The organism is Halalkalibacter alkalisediminis (assembly GCF_028610705.1).
In the GTDB taxonomy this organism is placed as follows: domain Bacteria; phylum Bacillota; class Bacilli; order Bacillales; family Bacillaceae_D; genus Halalkalibacter; species Halalkalibacter alkalisediminis.
Genome location: NZ_JAQQWT010000042.1, coordinates 1 through 23,281 on the forward strand (window position 1 = coordinate 1; position 23,281 = coordinate 23,281).

Annotated in this window: 24 protein-coding genes and 1 pseudogene; 6 read left to right on the forward strand and 19 right to left on the reverse strand. The window is 35.8% G+C overall.

Translation table 11 applies throughout. The features are described 5' to 3' along the window. Positions 1 to 179: 179 nt before the first annotated feature. A complete protein-coding gene (locus tag PQ474_RS23130) occupies positions 180 to 563 on the reverse strand; it encodes a hypothetical protein (protein WP_273847942.1) in 384 nt (127 codons plus the stop codon). 255 nt (positions 564 to 818) lie between these two features. On the opposite strand from PQ474_RS23130, the gene PQ474_RS23135 reads away from it, so the two are divergent. Further along, on the forward strand, positions 819 to 1,040 hold the full coding sequence (locus tag PQ474_RS23135) for a helix-turn-helix domain-containing protein (RefSeq protein ID WP_273847943.1): 222 nt from the start codon (positions 819 to 821) through the stop codon (positions 1,038 to 1,040). Between the two features lie 37 nt (positions 1,041 to 1,077). Here PQ474_RS23135 and PQ474_RS23140 read toward each other — a convergent pair whose 3' ends face one another. From PQ474_RS23140 to PQ474_RS23195, 13 genes and pseudogenes are all read right to left on the reverse strand, one after another. Next, positions 1,078 to 1,698 (reverse strand): plasmid stabilization protein, encoded by a 621-nt coding sequence (locus PQ474_RS23140; protein WP_273847944.1) that lies wholly within the window; start codon positions 1,696 to 1,698, stop codon positions 1,078 to 1,080. A 248-nt stretch (positions 1,699 to 1,946) separates the two neighbouring features. Beyond that, positions 1,947 to 2,225 carry a hypothetical protein gene (locus PQ474_RS23145; protein ID WP_273847945.1) on the reverse strand — a complete coding sequence of 93 codons (279 nt, stop codon included), beginning with the start codon at positions 2,223 to 2,225 and terminating at the stop codon, positions 1,947 to 1,949. Positions 2,226 to 2,253: 28 nt separating this feature from the next. Then, positions 2,254 to 2,343: pseudogene (locus PQ474_RS26470) on the reverse strand (site-specific integrase); the annotation flags it as partial. Positions 2,344 to 2,389: 46 nt separating this feature from the next. Next, positions 2,390 to 2,953, reverse strand: a complete 564-nt coding sequence (locus PQ474_RS23150; RefSeq protein WP_273847946.1) for a MerR type regulator — start codon at positions 2,951 to 2,953, stop codon at positions 2,390 to 2,392. Between the two features lie 12 nt (positions 2,954 to 2,965). Beyond that, positions 2,966 to 4,048, reverse strand: a complete 1,083-nt coding sequence (locus PQ474_RS23155; RefSeq protein WP_273847947.1) for a lysozyme family protein — start codon at positions 4,046 to 4,048, stop codon at positions 2,966 to 2,968. 13 nt (positions 4,049 to 4,061) lie between these two features. After that, positions 4,062 to 6,092 (reverse strand): CD3337/EF1877 family mobilome membrane protein, encoded by a 2,031-nt coding sequence (locus tag PQ474_RS23160; protein WP_273847948.1) that lies wholly within the window; start codon positions 6,090 to 6,092, stop codon positions 4,062 to 4,064. Positions 6,093 to 6,103: 11 nt separating this feature from the next. Continuing rightward, positions 6,104 to 6,466 (reverse strand): hypothetical protein, encoded by a 363-nt coding sequence (locus PQ474_RS23165; RefSeq protein WP_273847949.1) that lies wholly within the window; start codon positions 6,464 to 6,466, stop codon positions 6,104 to 6,106. Positions 6,467 to 6,480: 14 nt separating this feature from the next. Beyond that, positions 6,481 to 8,940, reverse strand: a complete 2,460-nt coding sequence (locus PQ474_RS23170) for an ATP-binding protein (RefSeq protein ID WP_273847950.1) — start codon at positions 8,938 to 8,940, stop codon at positions 6,481 to 6,483. Positions 8,941 to 8,943: 3 nt separating this feature from the next. Next, on the reverse strand, positions 8,944 to 9,357 hold the full coding sequence (locus PQ474_RS23175; RefSeq protein ID WP_273847951.1) for a conjugal transfer protein: 414 nt from the start codon (positions 9,355 to 9,357) through the stop codon (positions 8,944 to 8,946). A 41-nt stretch (positions 9,358 to 9,398) separates the two neighbouring features. Beyond that, positions 9,399 to 9,620 carry a hypothetical protein gene (locus tag PQ474_RS23180; RefSeq protein ID WP_273847952.1) on the reverse strand — a complete coding sequence of 74 codons (222 nt, stop codon included), beginning with the start codon at positions 9,618 to 9,620 and terminating at the stop codon, positions 9,399 to 9,401. An 18-nt stretch (positions 9,621 to 9,638) separates the two neighbouring features. Next, entirely contained in the window at positions 9,639 to 10,694 is a 1,056-nt protein-coding gene (locus PQ474_RS23185) for a conjugal transfer protein (protein ID WP_273847953.1), read from the reverse strand. Next, entirely contained in the window at positions 10,691 to 12,622 is a 1,932-nt protein-coding gene (locus tag PQ474_RS23190; RefSeq protein WP_273847954.1) for a type IV secretory system conjugative DNA transfer family protein, read from the reverse strand. Before PQ474_RS23190 ends, PQ474_RS23185 begins: the two co-directional genes overlap by 4 nt. Then, positions 12,609 to 13,283, reverse strand: a complete 675-nt coding sequence (locus tag PQ474_RS23195) for a hypothetical protein (protein ID WP_273847955.1) — start codon at positions 13,281 to 13,283, stop codon at positions 12,609 to 12,611. Before PQ474_RS23195 ends, PQ474_RS23190 begins: the two co-directional genes overlap by 14 nt. A gap of 2,178 nt (positions 13,284 to 15,461) precedes the next feature. Here PQ474_RS23195 and PQ474_RS23200 point away from each other — a divergent pair. After that, positions 15,462 to 15,689: a hypothetical protein gene (locus PQ474_RS23200; RefSeq protein ID WP_273847956.1), complete on the forward strand. Its 228-nt coding sequence runs from the start codon at positions 15,462 to 15,464 to the stop codon at positions 15,687 to 15,689. Between the two features lie 182 nt (positions 15,690 to 15,871). Here the strand turns inward: PQ474_RS23200 and PQ474_RS23205 are convergent, their stop codons facing one another. Next, positions 15,872 to 16,480 (reverse strand): MerR family transcriptional regulator, encoded by a 609-nt coding sequence (locus tag PQ474_RS23205; RefSeq protein ID WP_273847957.1) that lies wholly within the window; start codon positions 16,478 to 16,480, stop codon positions 15,872 to 15,874. 460 nt (positions 16,481 to 16,940) lie between these two features. Between PQ474_RS23205 and PQ474_RS23210 the strand changes: the two genes are divergently transcribed. Then, positions 16,941 to 18,068 carry a ParM/StbA family protein gene (locus PQ474_RS23210; RefSeq protein WP_273847959.1) on the forward strand — a complete coding sequence of 376 codons (1,128 nt, stop codon included), beginning with the start codon at positions 16,941 to 16,943 and terminating at the stop codon, positions 18,066 to 18,068. A gap of 12 nt (positions 18,069 to 18,080) precedes the next feature. After that, positions 18,081 to 18,581, forward strand: a complete 501-nt coding sequence (locus PQ474_RS23215) for a hypothetical protein (RefSeq protein ID WP_273847960.1) — start codon at positions 18,081 to 18,083, stop codon at positions 18,579 to 18,581. 637 nt (positions 18,582 to 19,218) lie between these two features. Here the strand turns inward: PQ474_RS23215 and PQ474_RS23220 are convergent. From PQ474_RS23220 to PQ474_RS23230, 3 genes are all read right to left on the reverse strand, one after another. Continuing rightward, positions 19,219 to 19,422: a hypothetical protein gene (locus PQ474_RS23220; RefSeq protein ID WP_273847962.1), complete on the reverse strand. Its 204-nt coding sequence runs from the start codon at positions 19,420 to 19,422 to the stop codon at positions 19,219 to 19,221. Between the two features lie 168 nt (positions 19,423 to 19,590). Further along, entirely contained in the window at positions 19,591 to 19,722 is a 132-nt protein-coding gene (locus PQ474_RS23225; protein WP_273847963.1) for a hypothetical protein, read from the reverse strand. A gap of 272 nt (positions 19,723 to 19,994) precedes the next feature. Continuing rightward, on the reverse strand, positions 19,995 to 20,882 hold the full coding sequence (locus PQ474_RS23230; protein WP_273847964.1) for a LysR family transcriptional regulator: 888 nt from the start codon (positions 20,880 to 20,882) through the stop codon (positions 19,995 to 19,997). Positions 20,883 to 21,008: 126 nt separating this feature from the next. Here PQ474_RS23230 and PQ474_RS23235 point away from each other — a divergent pair, with 126 nt between their 5' ends. After that, positions 21,009 to 21,749 (forward strand): SDR family NAD(P)-dependent oxidoreductase, encoded by a 741-nt coding sequence (locus PQ474_RS23235; protein ID WP_273847965.1) that lies wholly within the window; start codon positions 21,009 to 21,011, stop codon positions 21,747 to 21,749. Positions 21,750 to 22,015: 266 nt separating this feature from the next. Here the strand turns inward: PQ474_RS23235 and PQ474_RS23240 are convergent, their stop codons facing one another. Further along, positions 22,016 to 22,384, reverse strand: coding sequence for a winged helix-turn-helix transcriptional regulator (locus PQ474_RS23240; protein WP_273847966.1), 369 nt, complete (start codon positions 22,382 to 22,384; stop codon positions 22,016 to 22,018). Positions 22,385 to 22,527: 143 nt separating this feature from the next. Between PQ474_RS23240 and PQ474_RS23245 the strand changes: the two genes are divergently transcribed. Beyond that, positions 22,528 to 23,046, forward strand: coding sequence for a DJ-1/PfpI family protein (locus PQ474_RS23245; protein WP_273847967.1), 519 nt, complete (start codon positions 22,528 to 22,530; stop codon positions 23,044 to 23,046). Positions 23,047 to 23,281: the final 235 nt, after the last annotated feature.

A 23,281-nucleotide genomic window follows, 5' to 3' on the forward strand; every position in this document is an offset into this window, starting at 1 on the left:
TATCACGTTTTTTATCAGAACGAGTTCTCCTAGAGACGTCTTTCTTTTGTTTGTTTAACATAGGATTTAACCGCACCTTACTCCCCACCCTCATTTTTTATAAATTCCCTCCCTTAGCCTTGGGTAACTCGGTATCTAGGTAACTTGGTAAGAATTTTCCTAGATAGAGAAGAGGGACGTCACCTATGACTACCTCCAAACGTAATGGACACCCCACCACCGGGACTAAACACTTTTGGACTTGCTAGTGGTTGTTCCTCTACTCTTCTTTTTTCGACTCTAACAGGTTTCTTTTGAATTTCCTTAGTCACTTGTCGAACTTCCATAGGTTCAACTACTTTTTGGTTTAACCAAAGTTCTTCATCCTCTTCGTTCCATAACGGAGACGGCAAAGACATTCCCCTTCTTATATAAGGTTCTATTATTCTAGAAAACTGTTCTGTGTGCCCAGCAATAAATAAAGCTGCTCTTATAATTTGACTACGATCTAGATGGGTAGCATGAAAAACATTCTCCACATACTCTTTGTACACATCCTCATATCTCACCGTAGGTCTATACATATAAACCCCTCCTGACGTCATATTGACGTGTATTGACTCACATTGATACAACTAGCATCACCATTCCATTTTATTGACGGGACGCTCTCTTACGTCCTTGATAGAGGATATTTGATACCGCTTGTCCACTATTCCTACTTTCTGCGAAAGAATTTCCACTTTCTTTAAAAGAAATACAAATCTGTATGAATAAAAAGCAAGAGAGAAGTCAATAGTGTTTACTAAAGAGTAACAGTAATAGGAGGTAGCATTATTATGTTTGGATTAGGTAAGAAAAGATCTAAATTTGGGAAGTTTCTTGATAAAAATAGGATCATGCAAGAGGAAATAGCTAAAGAAAGTGGCGTGAGTCGCAATACAATCTCCAGACTGACGAAATCAGACGAGAATAGACCATCTATGAAGAATGCCTCAAAGATTATTAAATCATTACGGAATAACGGCTATAATGTGGATAATGATGATTTTTGGATGTGAAAATGGCTTAGTAGAGGGGAAGCACCCCTCCATTCATCTACTGAAAAACTTTTTGCTCCACGTACCGAACAGGTACCTTTTTTTCTTTCATTTCTTTAGCAGCGATATACCGCGAATAGCCATCTTGTAGCAATTTGGTTTCCGAATGAACAAGAAGAGGCTGATCAATCGTCCCATTCTCTTCGAGGTACTTCATTTTTTCATCGAGCTTTTCTTTGCGCGGATACGCATTCAAGAACTTATCAGGGATAACAATCTCTTCTAAATATAAAAAGTCACTTGTTCCTTTAGGTGCTTGAATTACCTTCTTTTCTTCCTTTTGCTCTTTTGGAGCTTTTAGATCTTTCTTTTGCTTTTTATCTATAATTTGTAGCTGAAAAGCAATAACTGCAATTTCACCAGGGCATCGATCGACTGAAATATCTAGAGTTGGTTCACCTTGTACAAGTAGTTGCTCCGTTTTGATCGTTTCGTCCGTGATATTCGCTTTTTGTAACTGTTTTTTATTAGCAAACACGGTGTAGCTAATATCCGTACTAACAGGTAGCCCCTTAGGGGCACTCGACGAACCCGATTCACGCATATCAAACGAATAAATTTGTCCTTCACATCTAAGGGAACTTGTAGCTTTTCCTGTCAAAATAATTTTATGAGGCATGGGTTTCCTCCTTAGTGATTCTTTATAATAGATTTTCTAATTTTTGATTACGGTTATCGGATTTTTTCATCCTTTTTAAAAAATCCGATAACCGTTCCAAATCATCTTAACAGATTGAAACATAATGTAGATTCCAATTAACATTATCCAATGCCGGAGCATCAAGAGCAGGACAAATCGAATGATTCTCCAAAGTACGATTATCATGATGATAGCAAAAATACTGTTTACCCAAAATAAAAAGTCCATTACAGCTCTCCCTTTAAGAGCTCTCGAAATTTTTCTCGCTGAGATTCTAATTTTTCTAACATCATTTCTATTTGAATTCGATCGCTCGCCTTTAGTTCGAATACTTGAGTAATCAAAGGTATATAACTTTCTAATTGTATTAGTTCTGCAATTACTGCTTGGTTTAACTCCTCTCCTTTTCTTAAATCTTCTATATCGATTGCTTCTTTCTGTACCAAATTATTTAGAAAATCATCAAACAAGCTGATATGCTCATTTAACCTTTCTACGAGATACATCTTGTTCCTCCTAATGTTTAATACTTTTTCATAGACTAAAATCATCTAAACTTTCATCAATTTCGTCTTGCGTGATGCCAATATATTTTTTCGTGATGCTAGGCGCTGAATGATTGAAGAAAAAAGCTATATTTCCAATCCAGCATTCATGATATTTTCCTCCTTTATAAAGGCTCCGCGTGGATTTGTTGGAATTTATTAACTATCCATTTCTCTCCTTCTTTTTGCAGAAAGACTTGCAATGTAATTCGATTATCTTCTCGTTGACCGTTATTAAGATTAACAGTTGAACCTTCCATAACCACAAAAACACTCTTTTGTTCAACGGAAGGATAAACATTTACTTTCTTTACTCGGTACTCCATAGACAATGCCACTTCTTGCTCTGTTTCGGGGAAATATTCCTCTAACATCTCTTGGGTGACCACTAGTTCTGCTTCTGTACGTCTCGCTTCTCCCTTACCATCTCGTACATCGTAGAGAGCATTGATAAAAGCTCTTACAGTTTCGGAAATATTATTTGCTTCGTTATCTTGATATTCTTCGTCTAACCCTTGATTAGACAATTCTAGAAGGCTTATTTGATTCTCCTGTTGCTCAATCGTTGCTTGTAACGAGTCAATTTCTGACTGAGCCTCATCATAAACACGGAAGCCAACAAAAGCACCTACAATGACAGCTATTCCGATTAAAAGAATAACTGTTTTTAAGAGAAAATCTTGTTTCAAATTCTTACCCCCTTAAAGCCCTAAATATGATTTTGGATCTTGGTGACCACCGTTTTGCTGTGTACGAAATTCTAGGTGCAAATGTGGGCCCGTACTTGCTCCCGTAGAACCACAAACAGCAATTTGTTGACCAGCTCTCACATGGTCACCTGTTCTGACCGTATTTGAGCTATTATGAGCATAAGCAGTAAATAGATCAGGTGCATGTTGGAGAATAACAATATTCCCATAACCGCCTTGCACTCCCGAAAACACGACTTGTCCGTCCGTCACTGCGTTAATAGGGGTCACATAGTTAATGCAACCAAAATCAATTCCGTTGTGCATTCTCTGTTCACCAGTGATCGGATGCGTTCTCATTCCAAAATCAGAAGTTATTCGCATACCTCCTATCGGGGAAATAAAAGAGCCACCGCCAGTAACTACCGTTCCTTGTTCATAATTGTAGTAAGAGAAAACAGCATCTACATAGCCAATATCTCCATAGCAAGCCCCTGTTGCTGCTGATTCAGGACGAATACACGAATAGTTACCAGTATGTTTAACTCTTTGGTACCACTCTCTTGAAAAATCAATCGCTACTTCTTTACTGTAACCCCCTCGCTCCATCGCATAAGGGATAAAGCCGACACCAAAGTTGTAACTTTGAACAGCAAGACGTACATCGCCATCGGCACGTTCCAACGTTTGTGCAAAGTATTTAACGCCTTGCTCAATAGATTCCTCCGACGTTTGGATACAGCCAATAGAGCCACATAAACTCTCTGAAGACTGCATTGGATCATTTCCTCTTCCGCCGCTTTCCTGCATCATCATAGCAAGAATAATTCCGCTGTACTCAGGTATACCGTACTCCGCTGCTAAACTCTCTACTAACCCCTGATATTGGAGCACCTCAGCACTTACACCAATGACAGTTCCTCCACCGATACTGCTTGGATGCTGTTTAGAGTTGAACAGGGAATCTGCAATGAACATTAAGTGAAATATGAGAGTAAATAAGGCTCCTATGGCTAGTAGTACAGGAAGTCCATATTTGAGAAACAAAGCTAAGGCTGTAGCCTTAGCTTTGAGTTCTACAGCTTGTTTCAACAAAAGAATCTCCTCCTTACTCTACTCGTTGATTCAAGCGTGAAGCCTGACCTAACCTACCATTCCGTTCTTCTTTTGGTTTCACTTCTTTAGTTTTCACTTCTCGTTGTGGTGATGCTTGGCGTTGTTCTGTTTGGTGTGTTTTTTGTTTTACTTGATTAGTCTTAGAGGTATTTAGACTTTGAGATTTACCTACTGATGCTTTTCTCGATGTACTTCCATTGGTAGAAGTAGCTTTTTCCTTAGTAGACTGATTATTCTTTTCTAGAGTACTAGCCGTTCTAGAAGAAGCTTTTCTTTTTGGACTAGCAGATGTAAGGTTTGTCTTTTGTCCTTTAGTCACCTGCTGTTGTGATTGCGATACTGAGGTATCATGTTCACTTGAAGGGGATTCTCCTCTTAGGTGAGTTGTTGTTGATTGTTTCTCCTTGCTGATTCGAGAATTTGATTGACGCTCGGTGGTAGCTGCGATTTCTTTAGCAGCTGCTCGTTCTCCTGAATTTCCTTCATAGATATTTCCTTCCGATGATTCTCCACGCTGGTACTCTGCAAAACGACCTGATGCCGTTTTTACACGTTCATTTGCATTTTTGATTTTACGACCAGTCATAGAAGTAACATTTTTTGATTTTTCACCTAAATTTGTTCCAGCCTTCTTAATAGCACCTGTTGAAGCTCCTGATCCACGTCTGATCTTTTCTCCTAGCGCTTTTCCTTTATTAGCCGTTTTATGACCAATCTTCCTTAATCCTCTGTGTATCTTTTCTCTCCCTCCTAATCTCGGAAGTGCGCCACCGCCCATATCATCAACATTTAAACTTGCACCTTCAATCATGTTCATGACAGCTTGACGTTTCGCATATAAAAAGATAATAGCGACACTCATAATAATCTGCATAAAAATACGATAGTAGAGATCATCTGTTGTATTAGTCATGTCGTATCCAATAGAGATAAAGCTAACAGATACGAGAATAAAAAACATGGTGATCGCTTTAAACAAAACTAATAATCCCAATGTTCGAGCGTATCTACCAACCACCGTTTCAAAGGAAGGGAAGATTGATAGAAAGATAGCAAATGGGGCTAATAGCAACATCACTATAAACCCGAACTGTAGCATAATCCGCAGTAAGGAAATAAAGAAATAGACAACTCCTTGTACAATGGTTGATAAGAACATAACAAGAATATAACCCGTTTGTTTAAATCCTGCTCCGGCAAAGATATTATAATTCTCATACTCTACATACTCTAGTTCAGCAATTTCCTTTCGTTCATTTACCCCTTCTTCTGTTCGAGGGTCAGCTTCTAAATAAGCCGTTATCCTTTCAGGGTCTTCTGCTAAAATAACCGACTCATCAGTTGTACCGTACTGAAGAAGAAGATAAGGCTTATAAATTAACGCATCAAACACTTTATTTTCTAAAGCGACAGCCGTACTACTCATATTAGTAGGGTCAAAGTCACTTTCACCCGTAAGGGATGGATTCACATTCATGATCATGTTTTCGATTTCAATGGAAAGGGTATTTGCAAAACTAACGTAATCAAACCGCTCTGAAGATATGGAGAACAGAAGGGCTAAACTGATGATCACAAGCGAAACAAGTTTTACAAACGCCTGCCAGTTTTGCTGAATATACGCCTTAACAATAATACCAATCGAGAAGATAGCCAATGCGAATGTTCCAAAGGTGGAAAGTAATCCACCTGCAATAGAGGAACTAATTCCTCTAACCGCTTCAATGGTTACCTCTACAATATCTAAACTAAACATTTGGTAGACAATCATCAATACAACTTGTGCTGTAATAAGATTGACCATCCACATAAACTCTTTTAGCGAAGAAGCAATCGAATTCGTGGTACTTTCTCCAAATTGATACCAGCTTTCATCTGAATAACTCATTAGCTCATATGATGATTCATCATATTTTTGAGAATCCCGTTCCTCTCCCGCAGGCATTTCACCATAAGCTACTGGAAAGGGAGAAATGAAAGTCAAAGTCAGGAATACGAAAAGGAATGTAATAACATTTTTCATAACGTCCCCCTCTAGTAGTCATAACAACCTATTTCTTCAAACTCCTCGTAAGAATTAGCCCCATACTCTACTACATAATCTGCTTCATTCAGTCGATTGTGATGTTGAATTTGCCCATCTGTTGTTTGCCAAAAAACTACATAATCTCCTTGATGACCAAACGCTTCTTTATCTCTCGGTACTGCCGCACAAATTCGTACGACCTCAATATCTTCTTCCTCATAATCGCCATTTTTTACAGCTGCAATGTTCATTGCTCTTTCAGTAACTCCCTCTTGAATTCTTTCTGCATCTAAACCTAAAGGGCTTCCGTTCCCTCCACATGCTGTTAGCGTTACACCAAGAATGAATATGCTTACCGCTAATCGTTTCATACTTGTACCTCCTGTTAGGATCTGCTCTCTTCTAGCTGAACATCTTCCGAATCTTTATCTGTTGTCTTAAACGCCTCGAACCATTCTTCAAAAAGAACATCATGTGCGATGGCTTGTGTACGTCTTAAATAATCTTGGAAAAGACACATACCAGACTTTAAGTTTTTTAACACTTTAATATTTTCCTCGTTCACTTCTAGGTCAAAGAACTGAAGGATTGGTGTAATAGCATCCTCTGTTTGCGGTCTGAAAGCAAACTTTACGCCAATCTGTTCCTTGATCTCATCTGTATTTACATCATTGTAGGCTTGTGTTACTAGTACAATATCTGTACGAAGTGAGCGACCTGTACGGAGCATTTCATTGATAAGGGATTCACCATTTTTAGATTTCGTCAATGTCCATGCTTCATCAAAGATAATCATTGCTTCTTCATCAGGGTTTCGACTAAAAGTATTAACGTATTTGGAGATAGACATCATCAAGCAAAGCCCAATTCTTTGTTCATCAGTCATATCCACTGTCTCTGGAAGGCTTAACCCTTGCATCCCTAGTACATTAACTTGTTTTGTGAAGTTCAATCCCTTACTGCTCTTATCGCCAAAGAGCATTCGTCCTAATCCGTATTTATAACGGCTAATGTCTTTGGCCAAAGTCGGACTGCTTTTTTTCAATCGTTCTAATGCGCCTGACATAGTCGGTTTCTTTTCCTGATTCACTTCATCAATAACTGCATCAAAGATAGATACACTCTCATCACGACCGCTGATACTTCCAGCTAACGTATTAAAAATCATAGTGGCTGTTTGGATTGCCTTATCCCCTTCTAGAAAGACAAGAGGGTCTAATGCACCGTGAAACTCTTTTTCCTCTGACAAATGAATGAAATTAATTCGCTCATATAATTCTCTAAACTCTGGGATATCTCCGTTTTTTTCTAAAGAAGACTTATAGTTACGTTGAAACTCGTTTTTCGGGTCAATGTAAAGAACTTTTGTTCCAAAGAAGGTTGACCACGTAAAGAAGTTTTTTACGAGCATTGACTTACCACTTCCAGGTGGTCCAGTGATTAAAATATTTCCGTTGGTATGCACAGCTCCTTTTATAGCCTTTTTTGTTAGCAATGGGTTAAAGATGACGACATTGTTATTGATTTCCCTTGCTTGCTGTACATCGACAAGTATTTTCCCCGTGACAACCTTCCCTAAGTACATCCCGTACCTGTTACCGACTTTATTTGTTAACTCCATCCCAGACTGTGCTAAGTACGTTTCATCAACCACCTGCTCAAAATAACGATAGGTTAAATCGGATGCAGGCATTGATTGAGTAAATAAAGTTAACTGATCAACAGCTGGTCGAACAAGTTTAAATCCTGTATTCTTAAAAATTTTTTTTAGGGATTCTATTTTCGCTTCCATTCGTTCTTTTGAACGATCAGAGACAACAAGAGTAAATGTCATAAACAAAATCTTTCTGCTATTCTCTTTTACATCATCCAATAAATTTTCTAATCGCTCCGATGCCATTTCCACCACGACATCTTCATCAGCTGTACGAGTAGAAGCAATCTCTTCATCAAAGTTCTTAAATCGTCTCTTCAGTTTTCGTACTTCTCGAACATTCTGTTCATTTTGCTTGAAGTCATAGCGAATCTGCATTTCTAAGGGGAAATCTAACTGCTCGTAGATGCTTTGAATGAAACGAAAGCCTTCAATAGTAACAGGCATTTCTTGAAAAGGGAGGAAACAAAGATACTCGGTGTATTCTCCATGGCTAATCGTCATATAACCATGAGTATTTCGTACAATACCTTCCGTTAGGTTATATTCTCCATCCGGAATTTCAAAACCGTCACTTGTACGGTGGAACATGTAATAAATCAACCTGTCTAGTTCTTCTCCTTCAACCCGATCTAACTCTTTTGCATAAGAAACCTTATCCATAAATAATTGTTCTTGCTTTTCATATAACTCATAATCATCTTCAACATCAATGTCTACATTCATGACCTTTACAATATCTTCTTGTAATCGCTTCATAAATTTTTTAAATAAGTCTGCAACATCTGTCATTACAACTTGATCAGATTTGTTAATTTGTACAGAAACATAGACATCATACTCATGTAAAAACACTTCATCATTCAAAATCTCAGAAGCTCTGGTAAAATACTTCTCTCCTATATCCGAAAATTCTCCACGTACTATATCTTGCTTTATTACATCGGTGAATTTCACAAAATCAAAACGCTTCGGCACAATGAGTAAATGATATTGATATTCTTCATTTGAAAGAAAATCAACGGTACTATCAACGTATTGTTTAAATTCACTTTCACTATTTAAACGAAGAGATTGAGACTTCAAACGGTAAAATGCCCATACTTGCTTACTTTTATTGAAAGCCATATTTTTATGACGTAATGCAATTGGAAATTCTAATTGATTCACCTGTCTCTTTGCCGCTCCCATTCGTTATCCCTCCTTTTTCTTTACTGGCTCCAATGGTTCAAACTGTAGATCGGTTTCAAACTGATCTAAAGGCACTTCCTCAAAATGTTCAAAAGCTTTGTTTCTCATCTTGTAAAAAGTCATTCTGTCCTTTATGAAAGGAATAACAGGTTTATAGTCATACTTCATACTAAAAACCACAAAAGTTATAACAGCAGGTACACACACTAAAATAATCAGCCAATTTCCTAAAATAAACTGTAGCGCACCTGAATGAGATGTAACCCCAAAGACAAAAAACATTAGAACCATTAAAAGAATCACAACACCTGCAACAATCATCTTTCTTATTTCTAGCCCATTGGCAAATTCGATTTGACCAATGTGATAAATTTTAATTGGGTACTTATATTCTTTCGTAAAGTTATCACCTTTCATTGATCCACCTCCTCAGCCGGAGGGAAAACCCCTCCTTCTGATTAGTTAAAGATTGTATTACCGATCGCTCTTGCTAATTGCTCCATTTGCGGGCCGAAGAAAACGACGATAAGACAAAAGATTCCTAATGTTAATCCACTAAAGAATTGCCCCCAATCCTCTCGTGTGTAGGCAATTAAAGCACGAACCACCATAATCAATAGAATGATAAAGCCGATTTGTGAGATTAAATTACTTGTTACATCTTGAAAATTAAAATTCATTTTACAACACTCCTTTTTTTAATTGATGTCTTGAACGAAGAATCGTCTATTTTGTTCACTTATGAGCAATTCATAAGAATAAACAGATAATAAAGATGTTTCACGATCCCTGAACGTGACTTGCACCCGCAGGATGTATTCATTGTCATTCCGAACCGAATCGGTAATATTTAGCTCTTCATAAACTTTGTTCGTTAAACCTTGGTCTACGTCTGCCATAAACGCCAATTTTTCATCTGACAACCCGTAAGCAGTAAAGAAATCATTCAAGAATGGAGTAAGAGCTTCACGCTCTCTGGCGGTCGTATCTTCTCCCTCCAAAGGTGACTGCTTATATTGAATATCTGCTTTTATATCGCTACTAATGAGGCTAGGATGATTGGTTACTGCAAAGCCTTCTCCATCCGTCACCACTGGTACAATAAGCTCCACGTCATATTCAGTAACTTTCTCTTCTTCTACAATGTCAGTCTCTTTGACTTCCTTTGTTTGCCCGTCCTCATCCTTTTCTTTTTTTACTTTTTCTGTTTCGATTTCTTCAATTTCAGTCACTTTGTATGACACAAGGTAATGAACCTTCGCTTCATGACTGTCTGTTCTATTAACATCAAGAAACCTTATTCTATCAATACTCCTGGACCCAACAAACTCGGAAGTATTTTCTAAATTGCTAACATCAAAACCAGCGATAAAATAGCTTCTTAATTTGTCGATCCGCTCTTCCCTCTCTTCCTGACCTTTAGGAAGATTGATATATTCTTGGACAAAATCATCTGTATAAACAACTAGCTTTTGAGAATCAATAAGACTTCCTACTTCAATCCCTTTAACCTGTTCATCGATTTCCTCATAAGAGGCTTGCACCATATTCCTAATCGTTTGAACTTTACTAAAATGAATAACGTTAAAGAGAAGGGAAATGGTCATAACTCCAAAAACAAGGAAACTAGCAATCTTGCGTGTTTTTTTCTTAGAGAAGGCAACCTGTCTGTTTGAGTTCTTTTCTTGCTTTACTTTGGATGGCTTGTTAGAGTTCACTTTCTTTTCCTTCATAGCTTTTATAAGTTTCTTCAATTCGACTCACCGCCTTTTTGCAGTCCAATAAGTGGATGTCGGACATACACAATTTCCGGTTGAACATTATCATCCTTTGCAGCTTTTCTCGTGATTAAAAATTGCCCCGAGCGTAGATCACGTATTTCATCAGGACTAATCTTAAATTTATTAACCTTTCGCACAGTTCCCGCTTCGCCCATCATTTCTGTTCGATTGACTGGGCCTTTAGCTTCCGTTGTAATAGTCATATCATTATCTTTAAACGTTCCTAGTACATTTGCCCAATTTTCAATTTCGTCAGGTAAATTTGTATGACCAATCGCAAAAGTATTGGTATTTCCAATAATTCGTCTTGCAAGAGTTGGGCTTACATCATCTAAATCAGCCACAAGCTGAGTGGCAATACAACAATGAAAGCCGGCTGATCTGGATTTATTGACGGTATCGACAATCTTATCGTTTGCATAGACACTAAATTCATCATAAATCGCTAGCAGCGGTTGATCTTTTTGTTTCGTTCGGTTTCGGTGAGAAACCAAATAATTAAGATCAAGGATGAGGAAACGTGCAATCTTCTTAATATAAGAGTCATAAATCGTTCCGTCAAAGGAGACGAATAAAGCTTCTTTATGATCACTCAATGAAAGAAGGTCTAAGCCGTCCTCTTTCTCTTCAAATAAATGACCTAATTCACTATCTAACAAAAGATGAATCTGTGTTCTAACAGACGCCGCATTTTCAAATAAATACATTTCGCCTTCTTCTGAAGCTTCATACCGACCAAAAATTTTCTCCGTATGTTTTTTCGATCGTTCGCTAAGTTCTTTTACAACCTTTTTAGGTTGCTCTTTAGCTTTAGCTGGTGCTTCCTCACTGGTTGAAGCAATTTCCGAATCATCTAAAAAACCACCGAATGTATCTTGTTCTTTTGGTTTCTCTTTGACTTCTTCTTCCACTTCCACTTCAATGACATCATTCACTAAAACTTGTTGGATATTTTTCGGTTCTAAGTAATAAGCAAACGTTTGAAGATCTCGCTTAAAATTATAATCGTCAATAAACTGAATAATCGCTTGCACTAAAGAGGTAGAAATTTCACTGTAGTATTTACTTTCTGTCTCAACTAATTCTTTTAACTTATCGGTAATAACTGTGGCATTTCCATATTTAAGAGGGTTATAAGTGAGGGATTCTTGATCGCTAAATATTTTAAGTTTTTTCCCATACGCATCACAAACGGATCTTACCTCTTCGATTGTTTCTAATGAACCTTTTCCATCAATAAAAATCATCGGGTAATTCTTGGCTAAAGCGTATTCTACATAATTAAGAAGATAAATTGTTTTACCTCCACCAGTTGTCGCTACAACAAAATGATGCTGATTTATTTCAGAAAATTTTAAGCTGTATGGCTTTCCACTTTCCGTAATACCTAACAATACTTCATTAAACTTTCCTTTTTTTCTCCATTTCTCCTGAATCTTGGCATTGATTTTATTTCGATTTTTCTTAACCTTCTGATAGAGGGAAGATTCTTTAAATTTATCTCGGTGATCCTCCTTAGAGCTCACCTTCTTTTTACGAAAAACTTCACTATACAAATACAATCCGTAGGAAACAACAAATCCCCCACTAACGTACATAATATAAGAAGACCTTGATAACTCTAATGGAGCACCATATAACTCTTCTAACAACCCCATATCAAACGGTAGAATGCCATACAAACCAAGATAAGCACCAGGACTACTTATAAATCCTAAAATTAATAAACCTAAACCCATAATGGCTAAAATCAAATGAATTTTAGGTTTGTGTAAAATTCGAGATAGGATATAAAGCGGTATGGAGAATACAAGTAACGGAAAAATGAATAGTATCGAAACCAAAAGAGCTGTTCCGAATCCTAACTCTTTTCCAACATCTTTCTCGTTATTTTTCTGCAACCTCCATCAACCTTTCAATTAACTCTAATTGAAGAGCATCTCTACGAAAATGTTCTTCAATCGCTACCTCTGTCACCACTTTTTTTATATGTTCGGTATCACACAAGTAACGAACTTTCGCATATTTTCCATTCAAAATTTCATTCGTATACATGTTGAACTTTCGCACATAGCGTTTTCTAGATTTCTGAGTCAATTCAACTTCATGAGCTATTTTTTGATCATTCTCTACTACAACAAAATCAGGTATACGGTCAGGAATACTCTTAAGTTTTGTTGTGTTCGTTCGATCACTCTTACTAAAATTCTGTTCCAAATAACGGCTGCGTAATTCCCTCTCCGTAATAAATTCAAAAGGCTGATCTTTTTTCTTAGCCACAACTTTAAGAGCTAAAATACATTCATTCATAATTAACTGATGATTTAAAGAACCATAACTGATTTTAGTAAAAGACGTCAGTTTACTACCCAAAAAATCTACACCAGTAGGTTTCATATAAAGAATTAAATTTCGCCCAATTTTTTCTTCACCAATAAACCCAAGCTTAACTAATTTCGGTCTTGCATTATAAATGGCAACATGACTAACCTCGCCTTTTAAATACTCTGATAACTGGATCGCCGTTATCACACCAAAACGATCAATAGTCCTCAAAATCAATTCTGTTTTCTTTCCTAATAAAGCGCTAATAGTAAACTCCTCCTCAACTAATCATCTCCTAACTAGTTTAGAATAAAATCAAATCTAACGAAACACACTTTAATAAATACAACTATATTTCCAATCTTACTTTCTATTATTAACCTACAATACTCCCCAACCAACACACCTCAACACTACCCTATATTTCTAATTTACTCCTATTACATTCCATCCCCATAACTTTAAATATCCTCTCCTCATATTTTGAATATTAATAATCAAATCTCTTGAACTTACTTCTTTTTCTCTCTTGAACTTCTAATTACTTCCTCCCTTGAACTTTACTCCCTTGAACTTATTTTTTACTCTTTTACTCTCTTTAACTACCTCCTTTGAACTTTAATAACTTAACTCCCTTAAACTTTAATAATACTTTAATTTATTTCTATAAAATTACCATAACACACATAATCTTCCAACCTCAATAGTACCTATTTCCTAATTTTTCCTTGCCCCACCGCCCACTGCTCTCCTGACCTCACACAAAATGATGTTGTTTGTGTGAGGTCAGGAGATTCACGTAGCGATAGCGGAGTGAAAAGTGGGCGGTGGGGCGCTCTTTTAAAGGGAAAATGAGTAATACAACCTTTAATTTAAAAATGAGTGTTTTTAAACTCTTATTCAAGTGAAATTAAAGTATAGATTACAAATAAACCACTACATAACTATCTTATTCTACTCCGTCTCCTAAAGATTAAATTCCTATACTAACAATAAAAATATCATTGTTAAAAATAGAAATATAAAATTTAAAAAATAAAAGATGAAAAAGAATAAAGAACTTACGTTCTGCATCGGAAAACAAAGTTAATCTGAAGATTGAAAAAATTCAGAATTCAAAATATACACTATAAAAGTTTCTCCAATTCCAATTATGTCCAATCGGGATCGATTCCAATTCCAGAAATATACCCCTCTCATAAAATACAACATGTTCCCGATCTACTTTCTATTTATTAAAGTTATTTATCTATGTACAGGTTGAAAATTCATTGATTGATCGCCACAATAATTAAAGTGAAAAGTTTTATCTTTTAAACTGTATTTTTTATTATTTTTCTATCACTGCCGCGCTTCCGCTTGCCTTCACCCTATCCTCCAGCCGAGGCTTTGTCCACACCCACCAGACAACTAAATCACTTAATCATTTCTTTAACTTTATAATCTTTTTTCGCTTTAATACTTGCTTTTCTTTTACGAATTTCACATGCTTAGAAGGTTCAGCTCTAGGAAGCTATTGGACACAGTGAACCCGTAGCAACAACTTTTAAAAAAAGAAGATACTACAGGTTCAAGCTTGATACATGCCCAGTGTGGACAGTCTGAGGTTTTCAACCGTATCACCTGATTAGCTAGTAGCTTTCGCTACGTTCAGCCTTTCTTCATGGTTTAATGCTGGACTAATGCCAACCATGCTTGTACTAATCTAGACCGTTAGTTATTCGAACGCGTTAAACGCGCTAACTCGTATCAACTAGCACCTGACTGAACACCCTGCGTCCGTAAACGCGCAGCATCCCACCCCCAACGCTTCTTTTAGACTGTTATTTCAGCCAGGGCATCAACATTGGTTGTTTCCCACTAACGCAGGATTCAGTGTAATCAGGCAACACTATACGAACCCTAACGAACGCACTTTTTAACATTGGGTACGTCAACCCTGTCATCTTTTTTAGTTATTAGAAGTCAGTAAGGTTATTGGACTTCGAGGAAAAACAAAAAAGCATACCCTATCAACCTGTTAAAAAATAAGAGGTTAAAAGAATATGCTCGAAAAAACGTGAAAATTTACCAAAAGAAACCTATTGATAAACAATAGAAAACACGTTAAAATAGACATATCTAATAACCTGTTGTGAGTGAACAGGCCGAAGTCATTTCCGTTAGAGCGTTGGCGCGCCCTAACATCATGGAAATGGCTTTTTTCTTTGTCCGATCTATTTAATTAATAATAATTTTAACGCTATTAATCTCTTTTTACAAGGGAATGTTTGCTAGTCTTAAGGCAAACATTCGTTTTTTTGAAGCTTAATTTTTTGATAACTTTGATAATTAATAATATAATACAACTAATATTTAGTTGAGTCAATGTATATAAGTGATATAATTGTTTTTAAATAAAGGGAGGGTTAATACATGAATAACGTCACTATTAACTTAAGTGAAACAGAATTAAAAAAGACACTACGTACTATGGTTTCAGAGTCAGGCATGAACAGTTTCGCTGCCTTAGCGAGAAACTTGGGATATAATGAAACAACATTTAGATCTGCAATTGCTAACGATGCTATTCGTTTAAAAGCTTTTCTAGAAGCTGCTGATACTATGGGATATGAAGTATTAGTTAGAAAGAAAACCGATTAGCACTCTCCAATAAAAGAAATATGTAAACGACTCAATATAAAATAGCTTATTAAACAAGTATCCTTGTTTAATAAGCTATTTTTTTTACAGACAGGCTTTTATACGTGCTGATATACCAAGACTTACAGGTCTCCATAATGTTGGCCATAATAAGTTTCATCATCAGTGATCCGATCTCTTTTCTATTTAAAAAGTTTTTTCCAAAAACTAGTAGATTGATCTTTAGACTCTTGTAAATCACGCATAGTAGTCATTAGCTTTTCGTCACGAGCTGTCAACTTTTCGTCGATGTATTGTTGCTGTTTGTCTATACGCTCTAATAGTTTTTGCTGTAGTTCCTGTTGTCCTTGCGCTATAGATTGCTGTCCTAGCACCTGCTGTTGTCGTATCTCTTGTAGTTCTTTCGTCAATTCGTCGTTAATACGTTTCTGCTCTTCCAATACTGCTGCCATCTGCTTAAAGCTGTCAAACATTTGCGCCACCATAGGCAGTTCTTCTTGCTCATCGTCTTCGTCAACAACGATAAAATTAACATTCTGCTTTAGCGCATGCTCTATCATTTCTGGCGGCTCGTTATCGTCTTTCATCCGTGATATAAGCTCGAAGATAGTTAAGGCCTCTACTTCATAACGAGTAGCACGTCCTTTAGTACCGCTCACAGTAGGTATATACGCTTTGAATTGATCACGCCATGCCTGTACAGTCGTTCTAGGACGTTCTATCTTTCTTGCTATGTCTGCCAATGAGTAGCTACGCTTATACTTCATTTCATCTCTATACTCTTTCTCCATTCGTCACTATCACCTTTCGTCACGTCGTTATAAGCTTGTCACTTGTTAACATTTATCGTCAATCACGCATGTCACGTCGTTATATTTTTGTCACTCGTCAACACTTATCGTCGTCCATACATGTCACATCGTTATAGTTTCGTTATTACTAGTTTTAATCCCTTCTAATATCCTATTTTAATACGAAATCTGTAATATGCACTAGTAGAAATAGATTGAATAACACTTTTTATTAATTTGTATAACTTTCGTTATGTAAATACTCTTCAACAGAAATTTATCCATTCTTAAACCTCCATAAAAACGATTTGTTATACATTATGTAAACACCTTGTTTATTTATACCTATACCATATTTGTATAACTGAAATCAACGAATGTAAAACAAACTCATTTACTTGTTATACATTTTATATTACAATGTTAACAAATAGAAATTTTTTCTTATGGAGGGAATAAAATGAAAATGACTCGTTTTGCTAGTGTAGACATTGGAAATGATGGTTTAAAAGGCTATTTTGGTAGTTTACAAGAAAAAATACACATTCCAAATGTCATTGCAAAAGAAAATGAAGAACGTGAAATCATCGAATTAGAAAAGAACACATTAAACGGTTTGCACGTTACAGTTGAATCACCTTCATTAAGCAAGAATGGAACATATGTAGTCGGTAATTTAGCTACTAGATATGTAGATAATGAGCGTATGGGTACACATTCCGTTAAAGCTGAAAGCGATCAATCACTTCTTGTTTTACTTACAGCTCTAGCAGTTGATGCAACAAAGAAGTTTAGCGAGCGTAACAGCGTTATTAAAGCTAATTATTTACTAAGCACAGGCTTACCTCTAGACGAAGTAAAGGCAAAGAAACGAAAAGTGTTAAAAGAGCGTTTAGTGAACTCCACTCACAAAATTACATTCTTGCAAACTCCAAAACTACAAGGAAAAACAGTCATTATAGAATTTGCAGACGTATTAGTAAACGGGGAAGGGGTGTCTGCATTTCTTGATTTAACAACAGATGATAAGCTACATAGTAAAAATGAAGAGTTGCACAATCAATGTGTCATGATTAACGACATTGGTGGTATTTCAACTGATACAGCTGTTATCCTTACTGGTGGCGAGATTGACAATACAGCTAGCAAGGGCATTGATGAAGGTACTCTTACTTACTTAGAAGAAATTTCAGAAAGTATCTACAAAGAATTACATATCAAACTAAAAAGTTTGAAACATGTAGTTGATATTATCAAAAGTGGAAAGACTGTATCAGTTAAAGGAAAAAGAATTCCTGTTCATCATATTATTGACCCCATTTTACGACGCGCAGCTAAAACTCAAATGAAGCACATTGAGAGTGTTTGGGAAAAGGCTCCAGAAGTTGAAAAGTCGATTCAAATTGGCGGGGGAGCTATGATTCTAAGAGAATATATGGAAGAATTAAATAAAGAGAAGCAATATCCAATCTTGTTCATTGATACAACAGATGATGATGAAGAAGCGATCTGGATGATTGCTCGGGCTTATTGGAAAGCTCTACAATTATATGTAAAACACAAAAACTTACAAGTAGTTTCTGTCTAAGGTGATGATTGTATGACAAAGAAACCATATGAAGGCGGATCACTGTTCACGATTCGCTTTCCTAATGATACATCCAAAATTGTACTCGATACATTAAATGACTTAAAAGAAGAATATGGACGGGGCTTCACTTCAAAAATTATAGATATATGGGAACATACATTTTTAGAAGGAAAACAGGAAGAAGTAAAATCAAACTATATTCATTTAAAAATGCCCGAGTTTTTAACAGAAGATCAACGTAAAACACTGGAAAGCAAAGAGTTTCAAGATACGTTAAGCAGTTTAGCTTATTTTTTATTAACAAAAACCATTACTCCAACCTTGCAACATGCACCTATTTTTTATGGAGCTGTACCACAAGAACCCATGCAACAGCCTGTTTTAAATGAAACTCCAATCATCAAAAATGAAGAAGCGGCAACCGTAGATAACAGCCAAGAGGAAGAAGAAATTTCAGAAGCTGCTATGAGTTTTGCAGCTAAAAACCTTTTTGACGATGACGATGATTGAGGTAAATAGAAAGCTCTGAAAAGTGTTAAATTTAAATCAAAAAAGAGGTAAACTATTTGCGACGTGTAGAACATTTCAAAGAAAAAGTTAATTTCGGTTTGCAAAATAAAGAGGCTGGCTTATGTAGCTTTGAAATAAAAAAGCGTGTTTTGAAAGATTGATCAAAACACGCTTTTAATATATTCAATTGAGATTATTTTTTATAAAAATGTTTGATCATTTCTGTGATCCTTATTCCATTAAAGCGCCCTTTTGTTGAAGAAAATTATGTTTTCTTATGGCTAATATTTTTTCTTGAATAAAGTATCTTTAGCATTATAACAAAATGTACAAACCATAAAACGATTAATGTTCCAATAACCGATTGTCTAAAAGCAGAATATTCCCCCCATCTTTGTAAATCTTGCACCATTATAATAAGAAAGATGCTTATTGAAGTTAATAACATAATATACTTCTGATTTTTCATAACTTGCCTCCAAAAAAAACTCAGATATTTCTTTTCAAATATCGTTACTTCAACTAAGCAGGAACTGCCAATACAACAGTGCCTCAACTCATGCTCCCGTTCCTTGAATAAGATATTTAAAATCATATGATTTAGTCCTTGTAATAATAGCTCCTAATCCAGTTGCTACTATTTCCTTAAAGGTTGTTTTGTTACATTTCTAAAAATCTGGAATAAACTACTCATACCAATAATTACACCTAATATTATGTACATCATTGCTCTTTCCATTTCTTCGTATCCTAAGACAGAAGAAACAATAACCCCTATTGCAAATAGAGTCATAAAAATATGAAAGGCAATTTTTAGTCTTTTAGCTGTTTGTTCACTCATGAGTATCACCTCCAAGTCATTAACCCTACTTAATTTTAACATAAATATCCAAAGTTCTTATTAAAGAAAACTGTCCGTTAGCCGAACAACAGCAAAGAAAAAAGGCTGCACCAGCAACCCTTGTTTCTCAACTCTTGTCTCCGTTAATAGTAAAATAAAGCCCTATATTTATTTCTTCATAACCCAAACAACAACTATACCTAATCCCACTAAAATAACACCAATATGTACATACCAATAGTCAATAAATAACTTCCATTGAAGTTGTTGAATTTCTTTAACTCTTTCAAAATAACCCATTAGTTTACTCCCTTGTTTTATCTCTTTCAAACTTTTATTACGTTTTTGGCGTAATTAAGGTTTCAATCTTAAAAGTTTCGAATAAACCTTTTTAAACTTCAAATATCTTATTAAACTATTGTGCTTTACTATTTTGTAAAACCCTTCACAACCTCTAATTATATTAACATACATATCCAAATTAACTGCTAAGTGTTGTTCAATTATATGGCCCTTTTCATGAAGAAAGACACTTTCCTTATTTCAGAAAAGCGCCCTTTCGGAATAACGGATTAGTTGCTAGCTTCATCGAATGGAAAATAAAGACCATTCCAAGTATTATCGAATTGTAAAAAACGAATAAATTTTGTTAGACTTTGCGGCTGCTGCTTTCTTTGTTTGATTATAAAATCTATCTTGATCGCTTCGGACAGTTCTTTACATTGAATTAACTGTATTTCTTTTCGACTTTTTGCAACGTCTGCTGGTATTATACTGATACCAAGTCCATCATGAACTGCTTGCAAAATAGATTCAAGTGAATCAAACTCCATGATAGCCGGATCTCGAAATTTATTCTCCTTGGAAAAATGTAACGTTTTGTTTCTATATATACAATTTGGATCACTATTAACAATTAACGTTTGATCATGTTGCTTTTCAAATTGACTATTTTCAGGTGAAATGAGTACGATTTTCTCAAAATAACTATAAACGATTTCGAACTGGGAGCAATTATATGCACCATTTACAAATACACCATCAAGTTCTCCATAGGAAAGCATTTCTTGTAACTTTTGCTTATCATGCGTTCTTACTTTTACATCAATATTTTTATGTTCTCTCAAAAAAGAAGAAAATAGCTGAGGAATTTTAACTGCAGAAATCGTTTGGGATGCACCAAGTTTTAAAGATTCTCTCCATTTTTGGGGGTTAATTAGTGACTTGGCTTCATCCATTAATTGTATAATTTGATTTGTATAATCTAATAAAACGTTTCCTTCCTCGGTCAATGTTACTCCTCTATTATTACGCATAAATAATCTTACACCTAGTTCATCTTCCAAACTCTTAATTCGCTGACTGACATTTGGTTGTACATAGCCTAATTTTTCAGCAGCTCTAGATACGGATTGCAGTTCTGCAACATGTTTAAAAATCCACAAATCATGACTTTCCAAAAATAACATTCCTCTCACTGGTATCATTTAAAATGATACCTTCTTCATTACTAAGTATTATACTCTTCAAATTCTTAAAAATATAATAGAACTTATAAATTAAACGAAGTAAGGATGATTATTTAGATGGAATTAAGAGATAAAGTCGTTATAATAACTGGTGGTGGCACTGGTGTTGGTAGAGCAACAGCTTTGAAATTAGCAGCTGCTGGTTCAAAAGTTGTTATTAATTATAGCCGATCGGAAAAAGAAGCTACCGATGTCGTCAATGAAATTACACAGCAAGGAGGAGTAGCATTTGCTTATAGAGCGAATGTAGCGATAGAAAACGAAGTGATTAATATGATATCCCAAACTGCTACAACATTTGGGAAGATCGATGGTTTAGTAAACAATGCAAGTATTACTGCTCAAATAGCTATGGATGACTTAGACGCAGTAACAGATAAAGTATGGGATGCCCTTCTCAGTGTAAATGTTAAAGGCATGTTTCATTGCGTAAAAGCTGTTGTCCCTTATATGAAGAAGCGACAATCGGGTGTGATTATTAATTTGGGTAGCGTGGCAGGAATGACCGGAATAGGCTCATCTATCCCGTATGCAGCAACAAAGTCAGCAATTCACACAATGACAAAGTCGTTAGCTATCGCATTAGCACCTTATATTAGAGTGAATAGTATATCACCTGGTGCAGTTGATACAAGGTGGTGGTCTGGTAATGAAGAAAAGATGTATCAACTTACAGGCAATTTACCACTTAAAAGAATTTCTACTCCTGATGATATTGCAGAGGCTATTCTTTTTCAACTGACTCAAGAATCTGTTACAGGCCAAGTATTTACAATCGATAATGGTCAAACACTCTAAACATCATGTTAAACACCCTCTTATGGAAGTAAAGTTACCATTTAAACGATTTACAGTATGGAAGGTTGCCCTTGCCGGAGCTGCACTAACTTTTTCACAGATGTCAGTCCTAACCTTTTCTTCTGTATCTTTCTGCATTTTTACCACAATTAAGAATTAAAACCTCGGATTAATCCGAGGTTTTTTCAGCAAAATATCTTTTTTTGTTATATTCGATATAACTTTTGCTAACAGCACAGACAATTTATTTAATGGACACGATCTGGTTATTTTTCTTGTTTAATTTGATCTATTCGTTTTTTTCCCCATTCATACATCAACTCAACGATTGGTAACAATGTCATCCCAAGCTCAGTCATTGAATATTCGACTTTTGGAGGAATTTCCGGAAATACTTCTCTATGAACGATTCCATCTTCTATCAGTTCACGTAATTGGTTTGTTAATACCTTATGAGATATTCCTGAGAAAAGCCTTTGGAGTTCGCTGAAGCGATGTGGTCCTTCTACACCTAAATGCCACAAAATAACAACTTTCCATTTCCCACTAATAATCGATAAGGTAAGTTCTTTTTCACAATGATAATCATGATTTAATATTCTCTCTTTAATTTCTTCTCTTAATGTATCTGACATGGGGAGTTAACTCCTTTTCTTATAATAGTAACCGCTTGGTAACCTCCGCACAAAAAAGTGCATTCTTCACAATGTTGAAAACCGTCGGTAGAATGAAATTAGTCTTAAATACAACTCTTTTCTATTTTAGGAGGCAAACATTTATGAGTAAAAAAGTGTTATTAATTATACCACCAGAACGATTTAATGAAGATGAATTATTTCAACCTAAAGAAGCATTGGAAAATGCAGGGGTTGAAGTAACCATTGCAAGCACAAAAACAGGTGAAATTACTGGTGACTATCAAGGTAAAACAAACGCTGAAGTGATCTTCTCTAAAGTTACAGCGACTGATTATGATGCTCTTGCTATCATTGGAGGATCTGGTACGAATGATCATCTATGGGAAAATCAAGAATTACTAAGCTACTTGAAACAAGCTCATAAACAAAATGTTCTAGTAACAGGAATTTGTGCCGGAGCTATAACTGTAGCTAAAACAGGTTTACTTACCGGCCGAAAAGCAACATGCTACCCAGTAGACGTACAAAAGAACGAATTAAAAGCTCATAACATAGAATATGTTGAGCAACATGTCGTAGCACATAATGATATTATTACAGGTGATGGACCAGATGGTGCGAAAGAATTTGGAAAGAGCCTGGTTGAAGCATTAAGTTAGTTCTTAAATTTAAAGTAAAAACCTTAGTTGGGTATGAAAGCCGTTCGGAATAAATTCCGAACGGCTTCTTTTCATAAATTGGTGAATCCATGTTTTCGTCTTCTGGAGTACCAAGCTACTTTATAAAAGAAGTGGGTTTTATAACCTCTTACTCAATTAAATGGCCCTTTAATGGAACAACTCTATTGTCACTCAACAGTTCCTTAATCCACCTTTCAATTCAGATGTTCTTTTC